Genomic DNA, 25,368 nt, shown 5'->3' on the forward strand with positions numbered 1-25,368 from the left:
CCCCTTGGGTCACCCGAGCACGCAGACTTGTTGCGACGGCTGCGGATACCTATTATCGGAAGTGTCTTGAGTAAAATCGTATCGTGCAACAAGGGGGACCCGTCGTGCGAAATATCCTGCGCGCGTTGCGCCCGTCTTCCAAGCCGCAAGCCGCACCCGTTGATACGACATCGCTCCTGCCCGCGCAGGCGGTTTACGCGATTGGCGACATTCATGGATGTGTCGATCTGATTGACCCGCTGCTGGCGCGGATTGATACGGATATCGGTAGGCGCGATAATACCCCAGTGCATCTGGTGTTTCTGGGGGACTATGTGGACCGTGGGCCGGATTCCGCAGGTGTTTTGGCACTGCTTTACGAGATGGCACAGAAGATGCCGGAGATGGTGACCTGCCTCATGGGAAACCACGAGCGCATGATGCTGGATTTTATCGACGATCCGGCAGGGCGCGGCGGGCGTTGGCTGAACAACGGCGGCAATGAGACATTAGCGAGCTACGGGATCGGCAAGGTCTCCCCCAAAGCGCCGTTGGAAGATATGACCGAAGCCGCCGACGCGCTGGTGGCTGCTTTGCCCGACGGGATGGAAGCGTGGCTGCGGGCGTTGCCGCTGCAATGGCAGAGCGGCAATCTGGTGTGCGTTCACGCGGCGATGAACCCCGCCCGCGCCCCGAAAGAGCAGCACGCCCGCACGCTGCTTTGGGGGCACCGTGATTTCATGAGTACCCCGCGCGAAGACGGGGTTTGGGTGATCCATGGCCATACAATCGTGAAAACGCCGGACATCACCGATAAGCGTATCGCGATCGACACGGGTGCCTTTCGGACAGGCCAACTCACGGCGGCAGCAATCACCGAAGGGGTGTGCCGGTTTTTGTGATCGATGCAAGCCTTGAGCTGCGGCGCGATTGTAATTAATGGACGCCGACAAACCTGTTGCCGTCACAAATGCTGCAAAATTCCCCTGTCGGGTTAAGTGGCAAGACGGTTCTATGGGAGCGTAACGAGTATTCGGTGAGGGGGGGCGTTTCGGATGGAAAAGCTAAATAGCGGCAAAGAATGGCCTGTCGGGGAGAAACATCTTCGTCGCGAGTTAGTAATTTGTTAACTGTACCCGCGTTGAATAATTTTTTTCTCCATTTTATTGATCGGTCATAATAATGGCTAACCATAGTATACAAAATCTATCGCGGGCCACGAAGCGCGCTATTTTGATGACGGTTGACACGCTGTTGATTCCGGTCAGCCTCTATTGCGCTTTTGCGCTGCGCTACGGTACCGCGACGCCGTGGGATCTGATTGGCGAAAGCTCAATCCTGTTTGTGGTCATCACACTGTGGGGCGGCGGGATTATCTGGCTGCTGCGGTTGCACCGGATCAAGCTGAACGCGTTTGACACGCACTCCATGTCTAATATCGGCGTCGCCGCCTTGATCTTGGCGGGCAGCGCGATGATTGTCAGCTACCTGCTCAACCTGTCGGCCCCAAGGTCGGTGCCTGTTCTATTAGGTTTGTTCTTTTGCCTCTTCGCGGTGGTTGTCCGTGTGGGCGGTTTGGGGCTGATGCGGTGGTTGGCGGAGCGTGGCGGCAATCGCAAGGCCGTGGCGATCTACGGGGCAGGGGCCGCTGGCATCCAACTGGCGGCGGCGTTGCGCCAAGCGGCCGAGGCGCGCCCGATGTTTTTCGTGGACGACAACCCTAACTTGCACGGTTTGGTCGTGGCGGGATTGCGAGTGTACGGGCCGGATAAACTGGATAGCCTGATTGGCCCGCGCGGGATTGAGCAAATCCTGCTGGCAGTCCCGTCGATGACCAAAGAACGCCGCGACGAGGTTTTGCAGACATTATCGGGAAATGACGTCGAAGTGCGGGTGCTGCCGTCTTATGTTGAATTAATGTCGGGCGCGGGTCTGGTCGAAAGCCTGCGCACCGTCGCGCCGGACCAGCTGTTGGGCCGCGACAAGGTTGCCCTTGATACGCCGGAAATTGCCAAGACCTATGCTGGGCGTGTGGTTATGGTCACGGGTGCGGGTGGCTCCATCGGGTCGGAGCTGTGCCGTCAGTTGCTGGACTGTAACCCCGCGCGGATCATCTTGTTCGAGCAGGGCGAATTCCAACTCTATTCCATTGACCAAGAATTGCAGGCGGAGGCGAAGCTGACCGGCATTCCCGTTGTGGCGCGCTTGGGGTCGGTGACGAACAAAGCCCGCGTCGCGGGGGTTATCGCGGAAGAAGGTGTGGAGATTATTCTGCACGCCGCCGCCTATAAACATGTGCCGCTGGTTGAGGAAAACGAGCTGGAGGGCGCACGTAATAACGTGCTGGGCACGAAAGTCGTCGCCGAAGCCGCCGCTGCCGCGAAACTGGAGCGGTTTATTCTGGTCTCCACCGACAAGGCCGTCCGGCCCACCAACATCATGGGCGCGACCAAACGCATGGCGGAGCTTGTCGTGCAGGACACCCAAACGCGCAACCATGACACCAAGTTTGCGATGGTGCGTTTCGGCAATGTGCTTGGATCGTCGGGCTCGGTTTTGCCGTTGTTCCAAAAGCAAATCGCGCGTGGCGGGCCAGTGACGGTGACCCACAAGGATGTGACGCGGTTCTTCATGACCATTCCGGAGGCCGCCCGACTGGTTCTTTTGGCCGGTGCCTATGCGACGGGCAGCGACGTCTTTGTGCTCGACATGGGCGAGCCGCAAAAAATCGTCGACATCGCGGAGCGTATGATCACCTTGTCAGGCCGCAAGGTGAAAGACCCGGTTACAGGCGTCGGCGATATTGAGATCAAGGTCACGGGCCTGCGTCCGGGCGAAAAACTCTACGAGGAGCTGTTGATCGACGACGACAGCCTGCTCCCCACACCGCACGCAAAAATCCTCCGCGCGCAGGAGGCGATGCTAAGCCAAGTAGAGGTGGCCTCGATGATCCGAGAATTGGAAGGGTCAATTGACAAAGCCGACACAGACCGCCTGCGCCGCCTGATTGAGTGCAGGGTCGATGGATATCATGTGCAGCAGGTAGAGGTTTCCTAACCTAAACCTACCCACCCAACTCCCGCTGTAGGAAGCGCAGAAATCTGGGGTCTGATGTGCGGGTGGTGTTGAGGCGCATGCCGGAGGGCGCGTCGGAGGGGTGGACCATGAAGAAGCTTGAGGGGGCGAGGAATATGCCCTCGGTAGCGGCCTTCTTTGCGAGATCGGTGTCGCTGACGCCTTTGGGTAGATCAAGCCATGCGTAGTAGCCTTGGCCCGGGTCCACTTTGCAGCGCAGGTTCAAAGTCGCCAGATCTGATTTCAGCTTTTGTGCGGCCTGCGCCAGCCGCGCTGCCAGTTTCTTGAGGTGGCGGGCGTAGCGGCGACTTTGGATCATTTCGGCGACGATCATCTCGGAAAACCGCGACGAGTTCACGGTTGTGATCATCTTCAGCTCGGCCAGTTCATCGGTGATGCTGGCATGCGCCGCGATATAGCCGGTGCGGAATGACGCGGACAGCGTCTTGGAAAAGGTGCCTACGAATATGACGCGATCGAACCCGTCGAGGGCGGCGAGCCTGACGCCGGTTGGATTGGGGAGATCAACGAAGGGGTCGTCGTCCACCACCAAGAAGTCAGCGATTTCGGCCTGTTTAAGAACGCCGTGGGCCGTGGCCAAATCCATAGAAGTGCCGGTGGGGTTTTGGGCAAGCGATTGTGTGAAATAGAGCTTGGGGCGATGCAGTTGGGCCAACGTCCGTAACTGCTCCAGATCGGGGCCATTGGGGCCCCTTGGCACGCCGATGAATGTCACTTGGGAGAACCGCAGCTTGGCGAACAGCGGGTAGTATCCGGGATCATCCACCAGAACGGTGTCGCCCGGTTTCAGGTAGCGACGGATGATAAGGTCAAGACCATGATTGGCGCCGAATGTTGTGACGATCTGTTCTGGGCGCAGGGCAATCCCATCCATTTTGTGCTGTGCTGCGATGAGCGCGCGCAGCGGGTGGTAGCCCATGTGGGAGCCATAGCCGGAGGTGTCGTTCGGGGTGTCGCCATTGGGTTCTGGGAAACTGCGCAGCGGGATGCCCGCCATCCACAGGGCGGGCGGTCGCCCGTCACCAATGCGGACCGCGTAATTCTGGTCAAGCTGCGCACGGAGCAGAGAGATGCTATCGACAGCTTCGACCAGATGGCGCGGTGCGTCGTCTTCGCGGATGGCGTGACTGGGGGCGGCCACGGTAAAGCCCGATCCTTGGCGGGCGGTGATAAGGCCACGGGCGACGAGCCTGTCATATGCCTCCACGATGGTATTTTTCGACACATTGTGATCCTGCGCGGCCATCCTGATGGAGGGCAGGCGGTCCCCTGCCGACAGGCTGCCGTTCGCGATACTGTCGGCCAGCTGCCTGACCAAGGATTCTGTTTTGCTCATGAAGGGCGGCCCATCTGTGTCAACAAAAGTACCAGTACAGTGTGCCACTGTTTTACACAATTGTACCTATCAAATCCCAGCAGCTAGGGCGTAGGGTCGGTCGAGGAAATACGGGGCAGGAACTCAATGACAACTGAGACGACAACACCGCGCAACTCGCGGTTGGAGAATTTGCGCAATCTTGAGCCAGCGGGCCGTTTGGACGTTTTGGCGGCGGCTGTTGGCATGAGTGACGAGGACCGCGTAACGCTGACCGGTGCCGACGTGCTGCCGATGCCTTTGGCGAACGGCATGATCGAGAACGTCATTGGCAAGTTTGAGCTGCCTCTCGCTGTCGCTTCGAATTTCACGATCAACGACAAAGACTACCTGATCCCGATGGTGGTGGAGGAGCCGTCCGTTGTGGCGGCGGCGTCTTACATGGCGAAGATTGCACGCGGCTGTGGCGGCTTTCGGACCTCGGCGGACCGTCCGGTGATGCGGGCGCAAATTCAGGTGGTCGGGTTGGCTGACCCAAGTGGCGCTCGTCACCGTCTTTTGGGGGCTGAGGCCGAGTTGCGCGAGATGTGCAACGCCCGCGACGAAGTGCTGGTATCCCTTGGCGGCGGCTGCATCGGTATTGAGGTTCATGTTTTTGAAACCTCTGCTGTCGGCCCAATGGCGGTGCTGCATATCCTTGTGGATGTGCGGGACGCGATGGGGGCTAACGCGGTGAATTCGATGGCCGAAACCATCGCGCCGCGCGTGGCAGAGATCGCAGGGGGCCACACCCGTTTGCGTATTCTGTCGAACCTCGCGGATCACCGTTTGGCGCGCGCGCATGTGACCCTGACACCCGAAGCATTGACCACCAAGACCATGGACGGCAATGACGTGATCGACGGCATGATCGAGGCCTATGCGCTTGCGCAGATCGACCCGTACCGCGCCGCGACGCACAACAAAGGCGTGATGAACGGGGTTGATCCGGTCGTGGTTGCAACCGGCAACGATTGGCGCGCGATTGAGGCGGGGGCCCATGCGTGGGCGGCGAGAAGCGGGCAGTATACCTCGCTCACAACTTGGGAGCGCGGGGCGAATGGCAGCTTGACCGGCACGATTGAGATGCCGATGGCATTGGGGTTGGTCGGCGGTGCCACCAAAACGCATCCGGCTGCGCAAGCCGCGTTGCGGGTGCTTGGCGTGAGCACGGCACAAGAGTTGGCGCAGGTCACGGTGGCAGTCGGCTTGGCGCAAAACATGGCCGCGCTGCGCGCGCTGGCGACAGAGGGCATCCAGAAGGGCCACATGGCGCTGCATGCACGCAACATCGCCATTTTGGCGGGCGCGACCGGCGCAGAGGTTGAGGCGGTGGCCAAGGCTATCGCGACGCAGGGGCATGTCAGTGTTCAGGCCGCGAAAGAGGTGCTGGCGAAATTGTAACGCCATTGCCGGATAGATTTTTTAGGGAGGACGACCAATGACGAAAACACTCAAGACACCATCGACACGACGCCAGTTTATCCGCGGGGCCGCTGCTGCGGGACTTGCAACACCTGCGATCGTTGCCGCCAGTTCGGTCCGTGCGCAGGGCACGATCCAGTGGCGTATGCAGGCCCTGTGGGGCGGTGGCACGACACCGATGCTCTATGAAGAAAAATTTTGCGACCGCGTGCGCGAATTGACTGGCGGCAGCTTGGACATCACGCCCTTTGCGGGCGGCCAGATCGTGCCGTCGGCACAGTCGTTTGACGCGGTACGCGGGGGCGCGTTCCAGTTGATGAAGACCTTTGACGGCTACACGGCCGGAAAAATCCCTGCGCACGGGTTTTCCTCCACGGTGCCTTTCGGCTTCCCTGAGGCAGACCAGTACGAGGCGTGGTTCTACGAGCGCGGTGGCATGGAAATGGCGGCCAAATCCTATGCGCCAGCCGGGCTGACCTATGTGGCCCCGACGGTCTACGGCGAAGAGCCGCTGCACTCCAAAGTAGAGATCCGCAAGATCGCGGACATGAACGGTCTCAAGGGGCGGTTTGTCGGCTTGGCCTCCGCCGTGATGGCCGATTTCGGCGTTGCCGTGTCGCCATTGCCGACGTCTGAAGTCTACTCCGCGTTGGACAAGGGCTTGGTCGATTTTGCAGACCGCGGCGACATCAAAGCCAACTATGAAGAGGGTCTTCACGAGGTCGCGAAATACCTGATCTTGCCGGGTGTTCACCAGCCGTCCACCGCGACGTGCTATGTGGCGAACACCGCCGCCTATGGCCAGTTGGACGACCAGCAACGCGCGGCGCTTGCCGTTGCCGCGCGCGAGGTTTCGGGGGCGTTGCGCCAGAACATTATCGTGGACAACGCCGAATACATGGCCAAGTTCGAAGAGGCTGGCGTGGAGATCATTACCCTTGATCCTGAAGACGTGGCGCAATCGCGCGGCAAGGCCGTGACCTCTTGGGAAAAAGCGACGAACGGCGACGCGCTGGCGACTGAAATGATGCAAAGCCAGAAAGAGCTGATGGCGGATCTGCGACTTCTCTGATTATCAGTGACATGACAACGACCGGCCCGCGCAATCTGCGCAGCGGGCCGGTTTCGCTATGAAGGGAGGCTTCCATGTTTCGTGCCGCTTTGGCCATAACCACGCTCAACCGTTGGACGTTCGAGGCCGCCAAATGGCTGGTGTACGTTATTGCGGGGTTGATGCTTTTCGAAGTGATCTCCCGATATTCTTTGCAAAACCCGACGAGCTGGGGGCCGGAGCTTGCGACGTTGCTGTTTGGACCCTTCTTCCTTCTGGGTGGCCCGTATCTTTTGCACCTCGGAGGGCACGTTGCGGTTGATGTTTTGTCGTCAAACGCACGGGGCCGCCTTCGCGTTGTGCTTGCCGTTATGGCCGCGCTTTTGGCGTTGCTGTTCGGGCTGATCTTGTTGCGGTTCAGCTTGCCGCTGGCGTGGCAGGCGTTTGAGTATGGCGAGACCAGTTACTCCGCGTGGAACCCGATCATCTGGCCCGCCAAGATGGTGCTGCCGTTGGCCGCGCTTTTGCTGGTGTTTCAATCCCTCGCCGAAGTTGTCTTTGCTGTAAAAGGGCGGTCCGCGTAATGGAAAGCAGTCTTGTTCTTATCGGAATGTTTTCCGCGTTGATGGTGCTTATGCTCAGCGGGGCGGGATTGGCCTTTGTGTTGGGCGCTATCGCCTTTTTGGCAACCGCAACCCTTTGGGGGCCGAGCGCGCTAATCGTCACCGTCCTTAACACGTTCGAGACGATGACGTCCGAGGCGTTGATGGCCATTCCGCTCTATGTGTTGATGGCCGCGATTTTGCAAAAGTCGCAGATTATCGACGACCTTTATGCCGCAATGGAAATCTGGTTCGGCAGGGTGTCGGGCGGCTTGGCTATCGGGACGGTGGTGATCTGCACCATCATGGCCGCGATGACCGGTGTTGTTGGCGCAGCGGTGGCGGCGATGGGAATTCTGGCGTTGCCGTCAATGTTGTCACGTGGCTACCACCCGCCGCTGGCCTTGGGGTCCATTTGCGCGGGTGGGACTTTGGGCATCCTGATCCCGCCGTCGGTGGTGACGATCGTTTATGCGATTACCGCGCAAATCTCGATTGGCCAGATGTTTATCGCGGGTATCTTGCCCGGGCTGATCCTTGCGTTCGGCTACTGTAGCTACATCTGGGTGCGCGTCCGGTTGAACCCTGCGTTGGCACCCATGCCAGTGGGCGTCAGTGCGATCCCGCTTGGCGAAAAACTAGCCGCCTTGCGCCATCTGGTGTTGCCTGCGTTTGTGATCCTGTCGGTGTTGGGCACGATTTATGCGGGGATTGCGACGCCGACCGAAGCCGCCGCCGTCGGTGTTTTGGGTGCCATGCTGTCCGCGCTTTTGTCGGGTCGGTTGCGATTGTCCAACCTGAACGCCGCCGCCACGGACACCCTGCGCGTGACGGCGATGATCCTGTGGATCACGCTTGGGGCCAAGGCGTTTATTTCGGTTTTCGTCGCGACGGGCGGGGCAGATTCCGTGCTCAACTTCGTTGAGGGGTTGGAGGCATCGCGCTACGTGGTGTTGCTGGCGATGCTGCTGGTGTTGATCTTCCTTGGCCTGTTCTTGGACGAAATTGGCATCATCTTGCTCTGTGTGCCGGTGTTCGTGCCGATCATCAAAACCTTGGGCTTTGATCCGCTTTGGTTCGGTGTGTTGTTCATGGTCACGGCGCAGATGGCGTACATCACGCCGCCCTTTGGCTACACGTTGTTCTACCTTAAGGGCGTGCTTCCTGACGGGATTGGCATCGGCCAAGTCTACCGTGGGGTGATCCCGTTCTTCCTGATCCAGGTCGTGGTTTTGATCTTGTTCGTCCTGTTCCCCGATCTGGTCACATGGCTGCCGGAGCAAGCCGCGAACAGGGTGAAGTAGCCGGTTTAGGGTCGATTGATCACCACCATGTCGCGGTCTGGAATGGCGATGGTCATGCCAAGTGCGGCGGCCATGTGTTTGGCTTGCTCTGCGATGGCGTCGTCCACGGGCTTTCGGGCGGGGCCTGCGGCCTCACCGATGCGGGCGACAATTGCGGTGACGATTTCGCACATCCGGTTGTGTAGGGCTGGCGTCATGCGCGGGTATCCGAGGTCTTGGGTGAAGCGGGCGATGTCGCTGGCCGTGATGTTATCCGTCATCTGAGCCGCGCCGATGTCAAAGGACAATTGATGCGTTACCTGATCGTCGATCAGGGTGGGTACCACGTCATAGACGGGGGCGAGCGTGGGGCGGGGCGTGGTATAAATGAGCGCGTGGTTCTTCGCGTGATTGTCCGTGTTGCCCATGAGAATGTTGAGCAGCGTGACCTCCAGAAAGGCTTGTCGAGAGCGCCCGGGATTGTCGGTTTGACGCAGCAATGCGCCGATGGCTGCGGCTGAAAACACGCGCGGTGGGATGCCGTTGCGCTGGTACTTGAGCGTGGGGCCGAGGCCGAGCGCCTGACAGAAATCCTCCTGATGAAGCCGCGTGACCGCGTCGCCGCTTACCTGCCGATCAAAGCGGGTGATGAGCAGGCCCTTCAGGTCATCGTCCCCGATGATCTTTGTCTGTGCGACGGGGTGGTTTTGCAGATCCGCCATCATCCCCATCAGCAAGTGTTCGTCGCCGACCACGCGCATTTGCGCGGGGCGGGGCACTTTCAAGATGTGGGTCGTGGGCACGTTAAGGCCCGCCTTTGGCAGGGCAAAACGCCCGTCGGGCAGAAGCGTGAGTGCTACTTTTCCTTGAACACCAGCCAGCGGCGACGGGTCGTTGGTATCGTCCGGCACGCGGCGGTGATCGCGCAGGGACGTCATAAGACGCAGCAAGTCGTCGTTGCTTAGCGGGTCGTAATCGGTGCTAAGCGCGCCGGGCTGTTTTGCCGGACCTGCCCCGCGTTGCACGCAGGAAATCGCGCCGGGACAGTCCGCGCCGAGGTGGTAGAGCAGCCCGACGACATCGGAGAAATCCAACCGGTGACGGGCCATGATCTGTTCGCGCTGCGCGTTCTCGAACAGCAGGTTGGCGAAAAAACTGCGCGTGGCGGTATCGTCGTAAGGGGCCTCGCGCAGGGGGAGCGATAGGGACAGCGGATGGGCGGGCGCGTCACTCAGATACTGAAAGCTGGTCGCGCCCGCGTCGTCGCGGGTTAAGCGGCCAACGGGATCGGGCGCGCCGTCAAGAAAGACGTCTAGGTCCAGTGCCATGATCAGTCGCCAGCCGTCAGGCGCAGGCCGAGGTCTTGGCAGAGTTGCAGCACCAAACCGATGCGCGCGGTGTCCTTGCCGTTCTCAATCGCGCCAAGCGTCGGTAGAGATATGCCGCTTTGCATAGCCACCTCACTTTGCCGCAAGCCAAGCGCCAGCCTGCGCGCGCGAATGGCGCGGCCAAGGGAGGCTGGGTCTGTGATCGGGGTAGTGGTTTGCATTTTGCGGCCAATATCAATGATCGTTGATGTTGGGGCCTGTATGAGGGCTTTCGCGTAATATGTCAACGATCGTTAATATTGCGAGCGCAGCGCGCTGCCGATCTAGGTAATCGGCAGCATCACGTTGGCCTTATAAGCGGGGCGGTCAGCAAGCTCCTCCCACCAGCGGCGCAGGTTCGGCAGATCGGGGCGCGTGAAATTCATGGAGTGCCAGCGGTAGGCAGCGCAGCCGAGCGGGATATCCGCCATGCTGAGATGATCGCCCAGAATGAAACGGGAGGTCGCCAAATGCTGATCGAGAATGGCCCAACGTTTCGCTCCGGCGTCTATCGCGGCGGTGATCTTTGCAGGCTCAACTTGGTCGGATGGCGTGCGGATCAATTGCCAGAATAGCGTGGTCATGGGCGGGTGCAGGGTGGTTTGGTACCAATCCATCCATTGATCGGCCAAGCCGTGGGTTTTGGTGTTGGGCAGCACCCAAGGCGCAGCGCCGTAGGCGGCACAAAGGTAGCGCACGATGGCGTTGGATTCCCACAAGGTGAAATCCTCGTCAATCAGAACGGGGATAGTGCCGTTGGGGTTCATCTTGCGGAAGGCATCGGTATCGGTCCCGCCGAACGCGCCGCCAATGTCGGCGCGCTCCACGTCTAGGCCAAGCTCTGCGGCGCACCACATGACCTTTTGCACGTTTACGGAATTCGGGCGGCCTAGAATTTTTATCATCGGATGTCCTTTAGCCTTGCGGGATTTCGCCAGCGGGATGGGGCACGTCGTAGCCTTTTTGTACGGCGGGCCGTTGCGCCAAACGCTGATACCACACCCGCACGTTTGGATAATCGGCAAGGTTGATCTGGTGCCATTCGTGGCGCGCAACCCACGGCCAGATTGCCATATCCGCGATGGAGTATTCGGAACCGATAAATTCGCGCTGCTCCAGATGCTTGTTCAGCACGCCGTAAAGGCGGCCAACTTCTGTTCTGAAGCGATCTTCCGCGTAGGCGGATTTGCCGGGGTTGTTTTTTAGGTAGTGGTGGGCCTGCCCTGCCATCGGGCCCAAGCCGCCCATTTGCCACATCAGCCACTGAAACACCTCTGCGCGGTCCTTCGGATCCTGTGGCAAAAAGCGGTTATGCTGCTCCGCCAGATAAAGCAGGATCGCACCGGACTCGAACAGGTTCACGCCAGTCTTGGAGTCGGAGATCGCGGGGACCTTGTTGTTCGGGCTGACGGCAAGGAAATCTGGCGCGAACTGATCCCCGTTACCGATGTCGATGGTGTGCACATTGTAATCCAGCCCCAGCTCCTCCAGCAGGATCGACACCTTGCGGCAATTGGGGGTGGGCCAAGCGTAAAAATCAATCATGGGACTTCCTTCATGGAGAGTGATGGCGTTTCAGGGAATTAGAAAGCACCACTCGCGGATGGCCGCAATGCGCAATCGGGTGTGGACCGCTGATCCGCCGTCTTCTGTCGATAGTATCGTGTGATTTCTGAACATCAAATGTTGGCAGCTCGTCAAATATGGAACGGTATTGGCTGCCGTGGATGGCGGATCTACAAAACTAGGGGCTATTCATCTTCGAAAAAACACGGCTGCGCTAAGGGCAGCTGCCATTGCAAATTCGACCCAAAGTAAGGTTTTGGCAACATCGTAAATGTCGCCATCTATCCGCAGTATCCACCAGAGACAAACAATCTTGAAAAAGGCCTTGAAGATTGCTGCGCCAAAAACGGCGCGTTGGCGGCCGTGCAGTAAGAGTATCTGTGTGAGAAGTAGCGCAAGGACTAATGGACCGAGGCTCAAGGCGTGAAGGCGAAAGATTTCTGCCGTGAGCGCTGTCGCCGCACTGTCGAAGGCCCCGCGTTCAAATACCAGTCGGGTGATTGGCTCGGCCCCTAGCGCCAATACCGCGCCGATGGCGGTAGCTCCAACCGCGATGGCGGCGATCTGGACCACGTGCCCGCGCGCCAGCCTGCCGGTGTCGCGGATGGCGCGGCCCATACGGGGGGCGAGGGTGAGGTTGGTGGAGGTGGCAAGAATGGCGGCCACGGCCATGACTAGCGCATAGCTGTATTCTAGCCCTGCTAGCATGCCCTCACCCATGCCCGAAGCCACGGCGCGGTCTAGTAGTCTACCGGCGGAGAGAAAGAGCTGGGAGAGCAGCACCAGCCCGATGGCACTAAGCGTTGGTGAAAGCGCATCTAGGCGCTCTGGGGCGGCAAGGCTTACAGTGACTCGTCGCCTGTCACGCGCTCCAAGTGCGAGGATGTGGACGCCAAGCACCGTGGCTCCTCCGAGGGCAGCGGCATAGGCTGGAGCCATGAGATCGCGCCAGCCGAAGACGAGCACGAAGGCTAGCAGCGCCAGTACGAAACCGCCCGAACGCATCACTTGTGAGGCAGCGCCAGGCCAAACGCGACCCCTTGTGCTCATCAGCGCGCGCATCGGCAGGGACAGAACAACGAAAAGAAAGGTGAGCCAGCAGACTTGCCCCGCGACCACCAACTGGGCGTGCTCGTCAGGGCTCATGCCCGGGGCGAGAAGCCGAGCTTGCCATGGCATCGTGAAAACGCCAAGGAGGAAAACGATGCCGGAAAAAGCCAGTGTGGCCCAGATCGCGCAACGTAACGCATGGGCTGGGTGTCCCCGCTCACCGGTTAGGAGGAGGCGAATTAGGATGGCGACGAACGAGACGGCAAGACTGTCGCTAAGAACGCTGGGCAGTCCGAAGGCTACGCGGAAGATCTCGATCTCCCGCGTGGTGCCGAAGAGATAAGCCAACACCACCTCGCGTGCGAACCCGGCGAACAACCCGGTCGCGACGAGGGCGGGGATGAGAAGCCTCACGACCATTATATTCAGAAAACGTTCACTGGAGTGAGCAGAAGTGGATGTATATTTGTTCATCTAAAACGCGGCTCGACTGCGCAAAATTGAGTTGAGCCGATCTTGTCGGTCAGGTCCGTCGCTTTTTAACTCCCAAATCTGAAACCAGAGGTAATTCTGGTAGGGCACGTACATGAAGCTTGTTGCTTTGGTGAGCGAAGCTGCAAAGAAAATAAAGCCCAAAATGATGACCGTGGTTCTGATGAAAATTGGATTTTTCGTATGAGGTGAAAACAGGAGCAATGCAGCAACTGTTATAATTTCGTACAGCATACGGTTACGCATCGTTGTGATTGCGAACCCTGCGATGGCGATGGCGATTAGAACTAATAGAAATGTCGAGAGGTCTCGGACGATCGAATTCTGGTTTTTTTGATTCACAAATAGAAAGTAACCGAGGACCAAATAAACAGAAATAGCAAACAATGTTTCCAACATGTTGAAGTCGAACTGCCTAACCTCCGTATAGTAGGTTAACTTTGTGGCGAGAAAGCCTGGAACAATGCCAGAAAGAAGTGAAGCCAGTGCTGTAAACCCGATTGCGTTAATGGCTATGGCAACGATAAGCGCGAAAGCGAGCAAGACGCGCGTCAGACGGCGTGTTGAACCTACCAGCAGGAAAATGATTGCAAAAATCGCCGAAGACCCTTGGAAAAAAGGCGACAGTATGAGAAATGCAAACCCCCTAATCTTGCGACCTTCAAGGGTGAAGGATATGCCAAGATTCAGAATAGACAGTGAAACCATTTGCCTCAGGGTCGAGAACTCCAAGGTGAAAAGCAAGAAAAGATGGATGACAAAGAAAGCTGCGACAGTGTTGGTATCTATGAGCTTGCCTAGGCGCGCGGTCGAGTAAACGAACAGTAAGAAAAGAGCACAGTAAAATACTTCGTAAATGCCAAGAATGTGCGCGCCCATATAGGAAAAAAGGACGTAAAGCGGTTCATGTTGGTAAATTCCAACATAAATAAAGAAGTTTTCGAAGAACTCTCCGGGCGGAATTTCTGAAAAGTGTTGAAACTGCCTAGCATAGACGTGCCAGTCGAAACCAATTTCATATTTGAAACCCACGATTAGGAGCGTGGGAACAAAAAACAAAACCTTGCGCACTACATTGCCCGGGGAAAGGATGCTCGCCCATGCGGTTGTCGAAAGGAGAAACAAATAGGCAGTCATTGTGTCAGTGCTCCGGCCTGCTCGCTCTGTTCCTAGTCGTATCCATAGAAGTTGTAGCAGGCTCCATGGGTAATTCGCTCGAATTGTAAAGTCGATCCCGAAGTGGGTGTTAGTAATAGATGTGTCAGTAGCGCTTGATCTTGCGGGAGGGGGCCAGCTCAGCGACTATCTGGGGCCAGTTGGTTCTTTCGGGGGCGGTGCTGACGGCACTTGGCGGGGCGGCGAGCAGGGTTTCTAGTGCCGTGGCGATGGCCTCGGGGTTGGCCGCGCTCGGAACCGCGCCGAGGCCTCGCTGCTCAAGTTCGCGTGCCATCTGGCTTTCGGGTTCCACCAACGCGAGGATGCGTAGGCCAAGATCGAGATAGGTGGATACCTTGGAAGGATAGGCGACGCGGTAGATGTTGGCGCTCAGCGATACCAGCCCAATATCGGCCCCGCTTATAATGCCGCGCGCCTGGGCGAATGGCAGGAAGGGAGCAAAACGCACTTGCGGGTGGTCCTTCCAGCGAGCCTTGAGCTTTGCCAAAGCCACACCGTCACCTAAAAACATCAATTCTAGTTCGGGATGATCGTCGAAACACTGTGCTATTCCTTCGGCTAGAAGTGGCAGATTTTGAAAGCGCCCAAGGTTGCCGGCGAAGATCACTCGCGTCGTGCCTGCCGGTTTAATTAGTTCTGGCGGCGGCGCGATTGGGTCATGGTCGGAGTCAAGCGCCGGGTTGTTGATTAGGGTGATCGGCAACGGCCCAAGTCCGCGCGCGCGCAAGGTCTCCGCCATGTCCTCGGACAGGGTTACGATAACTTCCGATCGACGGAGGGTTTGGTTGTCCAGCCATCGAAGTAAGCGCATTGTTGCGCCGCGTCCCATACGTCCGCCGCTACAAACGGACAACTCTGGATGGATATCCTGTATGTGATAGATGAATTTGGCCCCGACAATTCTCGCTGCTAGGCTCGCCGACCAAGCGGCCATGACTGGAGGAAAGGTCGAGGCGGTGACAACGTTCGGACGCAGGTACAGGATTTTCACGAAAAGCGCCCAGCAATAGAGCATTGCATTCGCCAGGCGGCGCAATGGATTGCACTTTTCATCGCTGAACACCCAGATACGCCGCACATTAAGCGCGCCTAGTTTTTCCTGTTTCGGAGTCTCTGTAGCACTGGCTTCGGTCCGGTAGGATGGCATTGAGGACAAGATGTGGACTTCGTGCCCAGCTTCAGCGAGTGCATCGCCAATGGTGCGCAACATTACTGCATAGGGTGCGGTGTCCGGCCAGAAAAACCGATGTGTTAGGAGAACCTTCATATTTTTAGATCTTGGCCAATAGGGTCTTGATGCGGTCGATTACCTCGCCCTGTTCGGCATCTAGCATGTCGCTTCCCGAGGGCAGACAGAGTCCTGTATCAAATAGGTTCTCGTCGACTCTGGATCCGACATAGCGCGTTCCAGAAAATAGCGGCTGCATGTGCATTGGTTTCCATAGAGGGCGGGATTCGATCTGGTGCTCCATCAGCATCTCGCGGATATTTTTGCTGGAGATGCCTGTTTGCTGCGGATCGACAGTGATTGTTGTTAGCCATTTTGATGAATAGTATCCTTCAGGCTCCGGCATGAAGCTGATCCCAGGTATATTCAATTCAGCCTGATAGCGTTCATTGATCGCCCGACGCGCAGCGACCCTCATCTCCAACACTTCCATTTGCCCAATGCCAATCGCGGCGCAGACGTTGGAAAGGCGGTAGTTGTAGCCGAAGGTGGAGTGCTCGTAGTGTGGCGCAGGATCGCGTGCCTGTGTCGCGAGGAATCGCGCACCGTCCGCGATGTCCTTTGATTGAGTCACAAGCATGCCGCCACCTGAAGTGGTGATGATTTTATTACCGTTGAACGACAAAATTGACGCGTCACCTCCCGTGCCGCATTTGCGCCCGTTTGTGTATGCGGCACCTAGGCTTTCAGCGCTGTCGACGATCAATTTAACACCGTATTTTGAGGAAAGCGCTTCTAGCGGGTCTAGGTCGACGCTCTGGCCATAAAGGTCGGTTGGCACGATCGCTTTGGGAAGTTTTCCCGTCTTTGCCGCACTCTCCAGCGCCTCGCCGAGCAATGCCACATCGATAGTCCAGCTCTTGGGGTCAAGATCAAAAAAGACTGGTGTTGCCCCCATATAAAGTACTGGGAAAATCCCGCCGGCAAAAGTCATCGAAGATATCCATACCTCGTCGCCTGCTTCAACCCCGACCAGCCGCAGCGCTAGATGTAGTGCTGCGGAACCGGAAGATAGGCCAACACAATGTACGCCACCCCCGAGATATTCGGCGACGGAAGCTTCAAAGGCGTCGAGTTGAGGACCTAGCGGTGCGATGAAATTGCTTTCAAAGGCCTTAGCGACATAGGCCTCTTCGCGGCCGGACATGTGAGGGCGAGACAGCCAGATACGCATTGGTTTACTCCTGATCCAGATAGCCGTGAGCCCGCAAAGGGGGGATAAGCAAGGATTTGATATTGTCAGGCAGGGTTTCAGCAACGTCTTGCCCTTTACCGACAGATGATGCTCGGATTGGGGATGTGGCCTCTTCGAGTTGGGTTTCGCTAGCGGTGATGCCGAGCCAGTAGGTGATCTTGGTCAAAACGTCGAATGGATTTTGGGTGAAATCCTCGTAGCGCAGAACAAATACTCTGGACGTGTTGATCTGCTCAAAGGCCATGTCGCTGGAAGTAACACAGGCGGCCCATTGCCGAGCGACTATTTCTTCCAGCGGTGCTGATGCAAGGCTGTCTAGTTCTTCAAATCGTGGACCCCAAGAATCGAAATGCTCTTGTCGTCCAAATTTGATTGCCAATCGGTTTCTCAGCGCGGATATCGCATAGCGCGGTAGGTCAGAAAGCGGCGCGTAACGAGCTTTCGCTAGGTAGTAGGGGAGGCCTGGTACCTCTAATTCGCCACGCCAGCGTTTGCGCGCGGATGCGACGATATCGAACCCGTTGCGCACGATATGGATATAGCGTGCCTCGGGAAATACGGCATCGACAAAGGGTACACGCAGCGCGTTGGCGCAGGTTTTTTCGACGACAAAGTTGGGACGTCCCTGCTGCCGCCAGATCCTTTGGAAAGATGAACGAATTGATTTTCGCACCGCTGGGGTTGCACGTTCAGGTGGGATTTCATCATTAGGCCAATCGAGATTGCCATGCCGCCAGATAGGATTGATTTCGTCGCATGGCCAAGTCGCGAAACTGGGCAGGCGGGTCAGCGCGTCGCGCAGCGCGTTGGTTCCCGACCGACCGGCACCGATGATGATGAGCGGGGTGAAAGGAATGGCCTCCGTGCCTTTGGGCGTGCTCGGTTTCATCTGGGGGAACCTGGTGCACGAATCAGGCCGCGAATCAATTGAAAGGCTTCGGCATGGCCTACACCGACTTCGCTGCCGACCGTCTGCGTCCTAGCTCGGACGGCTTCGACGCTTCTCGGATGCGGCCAGACACGTAACTCGTCCTCATAGGCTGCCAGCGCTTCGAGTTTATGGTCAATTGTGCTGTCGATATCCACGAACAGATTGGGTAGGAATACGCCATTGGCAAGTGGGGCTCCCCATTCGGTCGAAGAGTTGACGAAAAAGGTCGCCACGTTGCGGATACTGCTGCCGGGTACAGGGCGCGCGACCACCATAACCGAGTTGAAGACCTGCTCGTGGTCCTTATTCACGTCGCCGGGATGGTGAGTCAGGATTGTGTCGTAGTCCTCCTCAGCGGCGACCTTGCCGATGGCGCGGTTAATCTCGATATGGGGAATGGTGTCGAGCCGCATATCAGGTAAATCGAGTATTATGCAGCGGTTGATGCCAAGTATCTCGCAGGCTTTGTCGAGATGCGTGTTGCGCCGTTTGCGCGCCGCCATGTCATCGCCGAACTGGGCCGAAGAGCCATCGCTCGCAACCAAGAGGTCTACGCGTGATCCTGCATCGGCCAATCGGCGGATCGTGCCGCCGGCGCCCAAGGTTTCGTCGTCGGGGTGGGCAACGACGACCAGGGTTTTTCGTGATTCGAGAATCATTGGCTAATCCTTTGTTCGATCATTTTTACGCGTTTGCGCAGGGCATGGAGTTCGTCTTCAATCCGAAATCCGAAGCGATCACCGAGGCGTAAGCGCACGGGGCGATCTACAGGTAGGATGGGCTCACTCAACCACAGTGGTACATCCCCAGTTTGTACCAGGACCATGCCCTGGCGACGCGCAAGAACCTGACCCGGCATGCCTTTCCGCCGCAGGTCGCTCCCGCTCGCAAGACGAGCGCTGTGAAATACCGCGCGTTCTCCGTCAAGGTAGGAATAGGCACCCGGAAAGGGGGGCGAAACCGCCCGCACTAAACGGTCGATCACCTCGGCCTCTGACCGAAAATCAATCCAGCCATCGGCCAATACACGTTTTGCTCTCCAGCTCGCGCTTTCGATATCTTGGTCGACCTCAGTCACCTGTCCCTCGACGAAATCGCAATAGAGCTCGGCGAAACTATGCGCGAGTGTCTCGGCAACCAGATCGTACAAGATACGTGCCGTAGGGCGTACTGGGATATCGAACTTGGTCTGTTTCAGGATCACACCGTCGTCGACGCCGTTCGTCATGCGAAACAGGGTTACAGCGCTGCGGCGCCGATCTTCAAGAATGGTCCACGGGATCGGGGCGCGTCCGCGCCCGTATGGCAACTCGGACGGGTGGCTGCCCACAACACCACATGAAAATACCTTGATCGCCTCGGCGCTCAGAAGCTGGCTCCAGCCGAGCACGAACAACATTTCGGCTCCAATAGTGCGGAATGCCTCGAGGGTTTCGTGGGCGTTGATATCGGATACTGGCAGAAAAGCGATCCCTAACCGTGACGCAATATCAGCGTGGTCGACGAAATCGGAAACGTTCGCTGCGTCCTTTTTCGGCAAGCCCGCGATCGCGGCGATGTCGGCGCCGACATCGACCAGTGCGGCAATCGCTTTTTCGCTTTCCTCGTTCATGCCGAGGCAGATGATCTTTGGTTTCATCATCGTTTAGCTCCACTCATCATCGCTGGCCGGATGGGTATCAGCCCGACCGCTGAGGATCAGTTTGGCTGTCCGCAGGATAATCCGGGCGTCGGTCCAGATTGATAGGGTGTTGATATACTCGAGATCCAGAACAATGCGCTCGGGCCAACTCAGCGATGTGTTCCCGCTGATTTGTGCAAGACCGCTTAAGCCGGGTCGAATGCTGACACGACGGCGCTGTTCCAGAGACATCCTATCGTAGTCTTCCCGTACTGTCGGTCGAGGGCCGATCAAAGACATATCTCCTAGCAGAACATTCAAGATCTGCGGCAACTCGTCCAGTTTGTATTTGCGGATTGTCTCGCCGCCGCGAAACACCCGTGAGTCCGCGCGTCGGGTTGTCGAGGCGTTTGGCTGGGGCGCCGTATTACTGTGCATTGACCGGAACTTTAGCAATGAAAATTCTTTACCGTTCAGCCCGACTCTCGTCTGGCGGAAAAATACGGGCCCTGGGCTGCGCAGCTTGATGAAGAGCGCCAGACCGAGGAACAATGGCGAGAGTAAAAGTAAGGCAGCTCCAGATAACGCGATATCGAACGCGCGTTTTGCCGCCATTTGTCGCTTAGGCGGAGTCATCGTGAGTCATTCTCCTTTACCCGAATCCCGTCCCATGAGTTTGATAGCCGTGCCGTACCTAAAACGAGGTTCACAACCCGCTCGGATGTATTGGTTATGTAATAGTCGGCTGGCACTGGGTGGGGAAGATTTTCTTGCTCACGATCCGCAAAGCCGCGTGTAACGGCGGCGATACCGTCTAGGATCGTATCCGCATTCAGTCCGGTCATGATCAAGCAGCCGACATCCAAACCTTCGGGGCGCTCAATGGCGTCACGCGGGGTGATTGCCGGAAAGCCTAGCATTGAGCTTTCTTCGGCTATTGTGCCGCTGTCGGAAATTGCGCAGAAGGCACGCATCTGAAGTTTGTTGTAGTCGTGGAAGCCAAAGGGCTTCATCCACTGGACCCTATCGTCCAAGGTAACGTCCTTGAGGGCGTCGAGCCGCTTGCGCGTACGTGGGTGCGTCGAAACAATAATCGGCATATCATACTGCGTTGCAATTCTGTTTAGTGCATCGACCAGCTGCGAAAGGCGGGCAGCGCTATCGACGTTTTCTTCGCGGTGTAGCGAAACAATGAAGTAACCACGGTCTTTCAGGCTAATCCGAGACAGGATGTCCGATGCTTCTATCTTGTCACGATAGTGAGCCAACACCTCACGCATAGGCGACCCGGTGAGGTAGATGCGACGATGGTGTACGCCTTCGGAGAGCAAATGCCGCCGTGCGTGCTCGGTATAGACCAGATTGAAGTCTGAGATGTGATCCACCAGTTTACGGTTGGTCTCTTCGGGCACGTTGCGGTCGAAAGATCGATTGCCAGCTTCCATATGATACACTGGAACTTTCATTCGCCGCGCCATGATCGCGGAAATCGCCGAGTTTGTATCCCCAAGAACGACGACAGCGTCAGGCTTTTCTTCAGCCAGCACCTTTTCGCTTTCGATTAGAATTTTGCCGAGTGTTTCGCCCAGAGTGCCACCTCCAGTACCCAGGAAGTGGTCGGGTTTGCGTACTCCGAGATCTTCGAAGAACACTTCGTTCAGCTCGTAGTCCCAGTTTTGGCCAGTGTGGACCACGACATGGTCGGTATAGGTGTCGAGGCGTGCCATGACGCGCGACAGACGGATGATCTCGGGTCGAGTGCCGAGAATGGTCATAACTTTGAGGCGTTTCATTTTAGAACCTTATCGGCGAAAGTATCGGGGTTGGCCGGATCAAAAAGATCGTGTGTCCAGAAAAGCGTCAGTAGCTCGGTGTCGCCAACGTTCTCAATCGAATGGGTATGCAATGTTGGCATGTCTACGGGTGATGGGTTTCCACCTGATACACGGTATTCCCAAACCTCATCAGTCAAAACCTTGCGGATGCGGATCATCGCTTCGCCCTGGACGACAAGGAAGCGCTCGACTTTGTCCAAGTGGAAATGGTCTCCACGGGTCACACCTGGCATCGTTGTTGACAAGAAAGTCTGTCCACCGCCGCCGCCTTTTACAGCCTCGAACAAAGTGCCGCGTGCGTCCGTATTGAGCTTCAGTGGACGTGGGAACTCGTCTGGATATAACGCCGCACGGTAGCTGTTGAATAACGAGACGGTGAAAGGGTCGCGAAGGTCGGGGTAGATATTAGCTTGGTAGTTGGCGTGGAAACCCTGCAGGATTGAGAATAGATCGACTACTGCTATATCACGAGCTTCGGGGCTTACGGTGCCGATTGTAACACTTTTCACCGCATCCAGCGCGGCCTTTGCCGCAGCGCCGGCATGCAGGAGAGATACGCGCCCGTTGGGGTTGATGTCCGCTGTTTCGCCCGCGATCACCGCTTTGATGAAGGTCGCCGTGACGTTGTTGTAATCCGGTCGGGCGCACTCGCCAAAGATATGTGGAAGCACCATGTCGGTGTACTGGCCGCCAGCTCGCGATAGCACCTCACCAGCGATGCGTTTCGATCGGCCGTATGGTGTGTCATTCGCGGCGTGCGTGGAGTTTGCGTAGACGATATGGGGGGCGGCGTTGGTGGACTTGCATGCCTCAACCAGTCGCGCGGCGATTGCAGGGTTTGCAGCTTCGACAACGTCATCGGGAGCGCGATTTACGCCCGCGAAATGCAGGACTGCTTGCGCACCCTTTACAGCCGAACTCAGGGCCGCATCATCGTCGAAAGTAGCATGGTCGAGTGCAACGACGTCGTATGGTTTCAGCTCTCCTTGGAATGCAGCAGCACAATTGGCTGCATAAAGGCGCGCATGCGCGTGCCAGCCGATCAAGCCTCCTGCTCCTGTGATGACGATCCGCATTAGCGCGCTCCGTTCCAGGTGTCCAATTCAGCCTGTACTTCGGGGAGCGTAAGAAGCAGTTCTTTCACTTCACTGACGTCGAGCTGTTGCGTGTTGTGTGAATGATAATCCTCTAGCTGCTTGGTTTCAGCCTCACCCTCAGAGAAATACGGTTTGTAGTTCAGGTCACGTGTATCAAGAATAATCCGATAGTAATCACCCATATCCTCTGAGCTACCTAACTCTTGCGCGCTGGCAAGAGTTTCGTAGAGCTTTTCAGCATGGCGCCAACCGATGACCTCAACTGGATGATCGGGGACGTCGAACAACTCTGTAAGAGCGGTAACGAGATCGGCGATTGTTGATGCCGGAGCTTTTTTAATGAAGAGATCGCCTTGATTAGCGTGCTGGAAGGCATGATGCACCAAAGCCACACTATAGCGTAGTGGCATTAAGAACCGTGTCATTGTTGGCTCGGTTACGGTGATAGCCTTTCCAGATTTGATTTGGCGCACAAATAGCGGAATGGCTGAGCCTCGCGAATACATAACATTCCCATATCGCACGCACGAGATGATCGTGTCGCCGTTGGGTCCCAATGTGCGCGCCGCTGCTTGTGCCGTTTTCTCCATTAACGCTTTCGTCATGCCCATAGCGTTCACAGGCAGCACTGCTTTGTCGGTGGAAAGGCAAACCAAGCTTTGAACTTTTGCTGAGATGGCGGAGCGGATTACGTTCTCAGATCCCATTACATTGGTCAAAACGGCTTCATGTGGGAAGAACTCACAACTCGGGACTTGTTTCAAAGCGGCAGCGTGGAATATCGCGTCTACGCCTTGCACAGCTCGGTCTACCGCGCCCCGATCTCGGATGTCGCCGATGTAATAACGCACGCGGTCGTCGCGCAGATCATTTCGAAGAGCGTCTTGCTTTTCCTCATCGCGACTTAGGATGCGGACTTCTTCAACTCCATCCGCCAAAAGATCGCGCAACATTGTTTTTCCGAAAGAACCGGTCCCCCCAGTTATCAGTACGCGATTAGGCTTTTCTTTTTTTTGGGGGCTCATAGCAGATACCTTTTGAACAATTTGAATCTTCGCTCGCGGTAAGGCGCGCGTCTATATCTCTTTTTGAATTGACCGAGAAGCTTGCTGATCATGCCGCTCGTTGTCTCGTTTTATCGCCTCGATCTCTTCACGAAGAGCCTCATACTCAGCCATCTTACGCGCCAAAAAGGAGCGTGTCAGCGCTGCGCGCTTTGCGATCCCCTGCGGTGTCAAGACATAGGCGTATCGCCGCTTGTCCTTCGCTGCCGTGAAGTTACCGAGCTTCACGAGCCCTTTATCAACTAGCGCGCCGAGAACGTAGTTCATGCGGCCAACGCTCACGCCCACCGCTTTCGCTAGGTCGCGCTGTGACATTTCAGGGTTTTCCTGAAGCAGTCGGAGGATGCGAAAATGCATGTCTTCATGGATTTGGGAGCGTGTCATATGGTTGATATCTTGACAGGCTGCCGCATCAGAGCTGCCTTGGCTGCGCTCTGTGTGTGGTGGGCTGGCGGTTCGAATAGATTTTCCATCGTTCAATTTTGAGCATTAGCCAAAGAAGTGCGCTAGAGCAACCGCAAACATTGCGCCAATAGTAGGTAAGTAGGAGCTCGCCTATGTTGCACTTACTCGAAAATAAACGATATATAGCGCCATGTTTGTGCGGGGTGTGAAATGACACAGAATGTCATTGCTGAAGATATGGGCTGGTTCTTAGCGCAGTTGAAGCCGAACAGCGCGCAGATTGCAAAACGCAATCTCGAACGGCAGGGGTTTGAGACGTTTCTCCCTCTCGAAGAGACTACACAGCAGCGGTCTGGCAGGTTTGTGACCGCGCGGCGTCCCCTTTTCCCTGGCTACATCTTTGTCGCGTTCAATGCGGTGCAGGGGTGTTGGCGCTCAATCAACTCAACGCAGGGTATTAAGCAACTTGTGAGCTTTGGTCGTGCGCCCACGCCTGTCCCATGTGACCTAGTTGATGGCTTGAAGGCGCGGTGCGATCGTTTGAGCAATCTGGTTGAGGGTCACGCACTCGGGGCTGGCGACGCCGTGACATTTACTAACGGCCCATTCTCCAATTTTGTAGGAGAGATTGAGAAGGTTGAATCTCAGCAACGTGTCTGGGTTTTGATGGACCTGATGGGCGGGCGAACACGGGTGGCGGCGAATGAAGCGCAGCTGCGCGCGGTTTAGCGCGCACTTTCGCCACCATATGTCACGTTCAAAACGTTCAGCGAATCGTTGGGCCACCGTGGCGGCCCAACGAGCGTTGAGTTGTTAGGATTTGTTGTCCCAGTACCACGCCTGAGGCATGAAGACGTTGGCTGGGCTCGCCCATTGGCTGTTCGAAACCATGCCGGGCAGGACATTCTCAAGGCCATTCTTCACCACGCCGTAAGTCGAGGGGTTCTTGGTGACGCCGAAGGCCTCAAACTCATCCGCCGCGATGTCGGAGAGTTGTTGATAGAGCACGACGCGGTTGTCAGAGTCGACATTGCTGTTGATCGCCTCTCAAATCTCATAGCGTTTTTTAACGTGCTCAGGCGGCTCGATGCCACTGGTGTCGCCCGTTGTGTACTAGGGGTGCATGACGAGAACTATCGTCAATGGGCAGGAGGGCTGAGGGCAATTGGCTTGGGCTCAAGGTCGTGTTGCCACTGTCGGCAGTGAAGTCATGCTGGACCTGTCGCGGTTTGATGCCGGCCCTTTGATAGCATTTACTTCAACAAAGGGGACTGACTATGGGACTGAAACGGACGGACGAATTCCGCCAGGATGCGGTGCGGATCGCGCTGACCAGCGGGCTAACGCGCAAGCAGGTGGCGGATGATCTTGGCGTCGGCATGTCGACGTTGAACAAATGGATCACATCGAACCGAGACACGGATGTGGTTTCGAAAGAGGATTTGAGCCTCGCCCACGAGAATGACCGGCTTCGACGTGAGAACCGCATTCTCAAGGAGGAAAGGGAAGTGTTAAAAAAGGCCACGGTGTTCTTTGCGAGCCAAAAGCCGT

The 25,368-nt window shown here is 57.0% G+C and carries 25 protein-coding genes and 1 pseudogene; 8 read left to right on the forward strand and 18 right to left on the reverse strand.

Annotated features, from left to right (window positions below; translation table 11 throughout):
- The first annotated feature begins 104 nt into the window (after positions 1–104).
- Both BLW66_RS17495 and BLW66_RS17500 read left to right on the forward strand, forming a co-directional pair.
- On the forward strand, positions 105–881 hold the full coding sequence (locus BLW66_RS17495; protein WP_244508689.1) for a metallophosphoesterase family protein: 777 nt from the start codon (positions 105–107) through the stop codon (positions 879–881).
- Between the two features lie 280 nt (positions 882–1,161).
- Complete coding sequence (locus BLW66_RS17500) at positions 1,162–3,036, forward strand: polysaccharide biosynthesis protein (protein WP_089949102.1); 1,875 nt, start codon at positions 1,162–1,164, stop codon at positions 3,034–3,036.
- Positions 3,037–3,043: 7 nt separating this feature from the next.
- Here BLW66_RS17500 and BLW66_RS17505 read toward each other — a convergent pair whose 3' ends face one another.
- Positions 3,044–4,411 carry an aminotransferase-like domain-containing protein gene (locus BLW66_RS17505; RefSeq protein ID WP_089949105.1) on the reverse strand — a complete coding sequence of 456 codons (1,368 nt, stop codon included), beginning with the start codon at positions 4,409–4,411 and terminating at the stop codon, positions 3,044–3,046.
- Between the two features lie 126 nt (positions 4,412–4,537).
- On the opposite strand from BLW66_RS17505, the gene BLW66_RS17510 reads away from it, so the two are divergent.
- The 4 genes from BLW66_RS17510 to BLW66_RS17525 all read left to right on the forward strand — a co-directional run bounded on the left by BLW66_RS17510 (position 4,538) and on the right by BLW66_RS17525 (position 8,811).
- The gene (locus BLW66_RS17510; RefSeq protein ID WP_089949107.1) at positions 4,538–5,833 is read left to right on the forward strand and encodes a hydroxymethylglutaryl-CoA reductase, degradative; all 1,296 of its coding nucleotides are present in this window, start codon (positions 4,538–4,540) and stop codon (positions 5,831–5,833) included.
- Positions 5,834–5,870: 37 nt separating this feature from the next.
- Positions 5,871–6,926, forward strand: coding sequence for a TRAP transporter substrate-binding protein DctP (dctP, locus tag BLW66_RS17515; RefSeq protein ID WP_089949110.1), 1,056 nt, complete (start codon positions 5,871–5,873; stop codon positions 6,924–6,926).
- Between the two features lie 74 nt (positions 6,927–7,000).
- Complete coding sequence (locus BLW66_RS17520) at positions 7,001–7,489, forward strand: TRAP transporter small permease subunit (RefSeq protein WP_089949113.1); 489 nt, start codon at positions 7,001–7,003, stop codon at positions 7,487–7,489.
- The gene (locus BLW66_RS17525; RefSeq protein WP_089949115.1) at positions 7,489–8,811 is read left to right on the forward strand and encodes a TRAP transporter large permease; all 1,323 of its coding nucleotides are present in this window, start codon (positions 7,489–7,491) and stop codon (positions 8,809–8,811) included. Before BLW66_RS17520 ends, BLW66_RS17525 begins: the two co-directional genes overlap by 1 nt.
- A gap of 5 nt (positions 8,812–8,816) precedes the next feature.
- Here BLW66_RS17525 and BLW66_RS17530 read toward each other — a convergent pair whose 3' ends face one another.
- The 16 genes from BLW66_RS17530 to BLW66_RS17605 form a co-directional block, all read right to left on the reverse strand.
- Positions 8,817–10,118, reverse strand: coding sequence for a HipA domain-containing protein (locus tag BLW66_RS17530; RefSeq protein ID WP_089949118.1), 1,302 nt, complete (start codon positions 10,116–10,118; stop codon positions 8,817–8,819).
- Positions 10,119–10,120: 2 nt separating this feature from the next.
- Positions 10,121–10,339, reverse strand: a complete 219-nt coding sequence (locus BLW66_RS17535; protein ID WP_139254591.1) for a helix-turn-helix domain-containing protein — start codon at positions 10,337–10,339, stop codon at positions 10,121–10,123.
- 102 nt (positions 10,340–10,441) lie between these two features.
- Positions 10,442–11,062 (reverse strand): glutathione S-transferase family protein, encoded by a 621-nt coding sequence (locus BLW66_RS17540; protein ID WP_089949127.1) that lies wholly within the window; start codon positions 11,060–11,062, stop codon positions 10,442–10,444.
- Between the two features lie 10 nt (positions 11,063–11,072).
- On the reverse strand, positions 11,073–11,702 hold the full coding sequence (locus BLW66_RS17545) for a glutathione S-transferase family protein (RefSeq protein WP_089949129.1): 630 nt from the start codon (positions 11,700–11,702) through the stop codon (positions 11,073–11,075).
- A 210-nt stretch (positions 11,703–11,912) separates the two neighbouring features.
- A complete protein-coding gene (locus BLW66_RS17550; protein WP_089949131.1) occupies positions 11,913–13,247 on the reverse strand; it encodes a lipid II flippase MurJ in 1,335 nt (444 codons plus the stop codon).
- Positions 13,248–14,402 carry an EpsG family protein gene (locus BLW66_RS17555; protein WP_089949134.1) on the reverse strand — a complete coding sequence of 385 codons (1,155 nt, stop codon included), beginning with the start codon at positions 14,400–14,402 and terminating at the stop codon, positions 13,248–13,250.
- A 124-nt stretch (positions 14,403–14,526) separates the two neighbouring features.
- Positions 14,527–15,651 (reverse strand): glycosyltransferase family 4 protein, encoded by a 1,125-nt coding sequence (locus BLW66_RS17560; RefSeq protein WP_170833522.1) that lies wholly within the window; start codon positions 15,649–15,651, stop codon positions 14,527–14,529.
- 61 nt (positions 15,652–15,712) lie between these two features.
- A complete protein-coding gene (locus BLW66_RS17565) occupies positions 15,713–16,843 on the reverse strand; it encodes a DegT/DnrJ/EryC1/StrS family aminotransferase (RefSeq protein ID WP_089949141.1) in 1,131 nt (376 codons plus the stop codon).
- Positions 16,844–16,847: 4 nt separating this feature from the next.
- The gene (locus BLW66_RS17570; protein ID WP_089949144.1) at positions 16,848–17,753 is read right to left on the reverse strand and encodes a sulfotransferase family protein; all 906 of its coding nucleotides are present in this window, start codon (positions 17,751–17,753) and stop codon (positions 16,848–16,850) included.
- On the reverse strand, positions 17,750–18,454 hold the full coding sequence (locus BLW66_RS17575; protein ID WP_089949145.1) for a PIG-L deacetylase family protein: 705 nt from the start codon (positions 18,452–18,454) through the stop codon (positions 17,750–17,752). Before BLW66_RS17575 ends, BLW66_RS17570 begins: the two co-directional genes overlap by 4 nt.
- Positions 18,451–19,437, reverse strand: coding sequence for a methionyl-tRNA formyltransferase (locus BLW66_RS17580; RefSeq protein ID WP_089949148.1), 987 nt, complete (start codon positions 19,435–19,437; stop codon positions 18,451–18,453). The genes BLW66_RS17575 and BLW66_RS17580 overlap by 4 nt, the downstream gene beginning before the upstream one ends.
- Before the next feature lie 3 nt (positions 19,438–19,440).
- On the reverse strand, positions 19,441–20,052 hold the full coding sequence (locus BLW66_RS17585; RefSeq protein ID WP_089949150.1) for a sugar transferase: 612 nt from the start codon (positions 20,050–20,052) through the stop codon (positions 19,441–19,443).
- Positions 20,049–21,209: a non-hydrolyzing UDP-N-acetylglucosamine 2-epimerase gene (gene wecB, locus BLW66_RS17590; protein ID WP_089949153.1), complete on the reverse strand. Its 1,161-nt coding sequence runs from the start codon at positions 21,207–21,209 to the stop codon at positions 20,049–20,051. The genes BLW66_RS17585 and wecB overlap by 4 nt, the downstream gene beginning before the upstream one ends.
- The gene (locus BLW66_RS17595; RefSeq protein WP_089949155.1) at positions 21,206–22,327 is read right to left on the reverse strand and encodes a polysaccharide biosynthesis C-terminal domain-containing protein; all 1,122 of its coding nucleotides are present in this window, start codon (positions 22,325–22,327) and stop codon (positions 21,206–21,208) included. Before BLW66_RS17595 ends, wecB begins: the two co-directional genes overlap by 4 nt.
- Positions 22,327–23,373 carry a polysaccharide biosynthesis protein gene (locus tag BLW66_RS17600; RefSeq protein ID WP_089949158.1) on the reverse strand — a complete coding sequence of 349 codons (1,047 nt, stop codon included), beginning with the start codon at positions 23,371–23,373 and terminating at the stop codon, positions 22,327–22,329. The genes BLW66_RS17595 and BLW66_RS17600 overlap by 1 nt, the downstream gene beginning before the upstream one ends.
- A gap of 51 nt (positions 23,374–23,424) precedes the next feature.
- Entirely contained in the window at positions 23,425–23,892 is a 468-nt protein-coding gene (locus BLW66_RS17605; protein WP_244508690.1) for a MarR family EPS-associated transcriptional regulator, read from the reverse strand.
- Between the two features lie 135 nt (positions 23,893–24,027).
- Here BLW66_RS17605 and nusG point away from each other — a divergent pair, with 135 nt between their 5' ends.
- Positions 24,028–24,546: a transcription termination/antitermination protein NusG gene (gene nusG / locus BLW66_RS17610; RefSeq protein ID WP_244508691.1), complete on the forward strand. Its 519-nt coding sequence runs from the start codon at positions 24,028–24,030 to the stop codon at positions 24,544–24,546.
- 84 nt (positions 24,547–24,630) lie between these two features.
- On the opposite strand, the gene BLW66_RS17615 is transcribed toward nusG, so the two are convergent.
- A complete protein-coding gene (locus BLW66_RS17615; RefSeq protein WP_089949163.1) occupies positions 24,631–24,825 on the reverse strand; it encodes a hypothetical protein in 195 nt (64 codons plus the stop codon).
- Positions 24,826–25,094: 269 nt separating this feature from the next.
- Between BLW66_RS17615 and BLW66_RS17620 the strand changes: the two are divergent.
- Positions 25,095–25,368 (forward strand): annotated as a pseudogene (locus BLW66_RS17620) (transposase); the annotation flags it as partial.

Source organism: Litoreibacter albidus (genome assembly GCF_900107015.1).
In the GTDB taxonomy this organism is placed as follows: Bacteria; Pseudomonadota; Alphaproteobacteria; order Rhodobacterales; family Rhodobacteraceae; genus Litoreibacter; species Litoreibacter albidus.

Coding starts and splice junctions, on each gene's coding strand:
- BLW66_RS17500 (WP_089949102.1), top strand. CDS start 1,162: ATGGCTAACCATAGTATACAAAATCTATCGCGGGCCACGAAGCGCGCT.
- BLW66_RS17505 (WP_089949105.1), bottom strand. CDS start 4,411: ATGAGCAAAACAGAATCCTTGGTCAGGCAGCTGGCCGACAGTATCGCG.
- BLW66_RS17510 (WP_089949107.1), top strand. CDS start 4,538: ATGACAACTGAGACGACAACACCGCGCAACTCGCGGTTGGAGAATTTG.
- dctP (WP_089949110.1), top strand. CDS start 5,871: ATGACGAAAACACTCAAGACACCATCGACACGACGCCAGTTTATCCGC.
- BLW66_RS17520 (WP_089949113.1), top strand. CDS start 7,001: ATGTTTCGTGCCGCTTTGGCCATAACCACGCTCAACCGTTGGACGTTC.
- BLW66_RS17525 (WP_089949115.1), top strand. CDS start 7,489: ATGGAAAGCAGTCTTGTTCTTATCGGAATGTTTTCCGCGTTGATGGTG.
- BLW66_RS17530 (WP_089949118.1), bottom strand. CDS start 10,118: ATGGCACTGGACCTAGACGTCTTTCTTGACGGCGCGCCCGATCCCGTT.
- BLW66_RS17535 (WP_139254591.1), bottom strand. CDS start 10,339: ATGCAAACCACTACCCCGATCACAGACCCAGCCTCCCTTGGCCGCGCC.
- BLW66_RS17540 (WP_089949127.1), bottom strand. CDS start 11,062: ATGATAAAAATTCTAGGCCGCCCGAATTCCGTAAACGTGCAAAAGGTC.
- BLW66_RS17545 (WP_089949129.1), bottom strand. CDS start 11,702: ATGATTGATTTTTACGCTTGGCCCACCCCCAATTGCCGCAAGGTGTCG.
- BLW66_RS17550 (WP_089949131.1), bottom strand. CDS start 13,247: ATGAACAAATATACATCCACTTCTGCTCACTCCAGTGAACGTTTTCTG.
- BLW66_RS17555 (WP_089949134.1), bottom strand. CDS start 14,402: ATGACTGCCTATTTGTTTCTCCTTTCGACAACCGCATGGGCGAGCATC.
- BLW66_RS17560 (WP_170833522.1), bottom strand. CDS start 15,651: ATGTTGCGCACCATTGGCGATGCACTCGCTGAAGCTGGGCACGAAGTC.
- BLW66_RS17565 (WP_089949141.1), bottom strand. CDS start 16,843: ATGCGTATCTGGCTGTCTCGCCCTCACATGTCCGGCCGCGAAGAGGCC.
- BLW66_RS17570 (WP_089949144.1), bottom strand. CDS start 17,753: ATGAAACCGAGCACGCCCAAAGGCACGGAGGCCATTCCTTTCACCCCG.
- BLW66_RS17575 (WP_089949145.1), bottom strand. CDS start 18,454: ATGATTCTCGAATCACGAAAAACCCTGGTCGTCGTTGCCCACCCCGAC.
- BLW66_RS17580 (WP_089949148.1), bottom strand. CDS start 19,437: ATGATGAAACCAAAGATCATCTGCCTCGGCATGAACGAGGAAAGCGAA.
- BLW66_RS17585 (WP_089949150.1), bottom strand. CDS start 20,052: ATGACTCCGCCTAAGCGACAAATGGCGGCAAAACGCGCGTTCGATATC.
- wecB (WP_089949153.1), bottom strand. CDS start 21,209: ATGAAACGCCTCAAAGTTATGACCATTCTCGGCACTCGACCCGAGATC.
- BLW66_RS17595 (WP_089949155.1), bottom strand. CDS start 22,327: ATGCGGATCGTCATCACAGGAGCAGGAGGCTTGATCGGCTGGCACGCG.
- BLW66_RS17600 (WP_089949158.1), bottom strand. CDS start 23,373: ATGAGCCCCCAAAAAAAAGAAAAGCCTAATCGCGTACTGATAACTGGG.
- nusG (WP_244508691.1), top strand. CDS start 24,028: ATGACACAGAATGTCATTGCTGAAGATATGGGCTGGTTCTTAGCGCAG.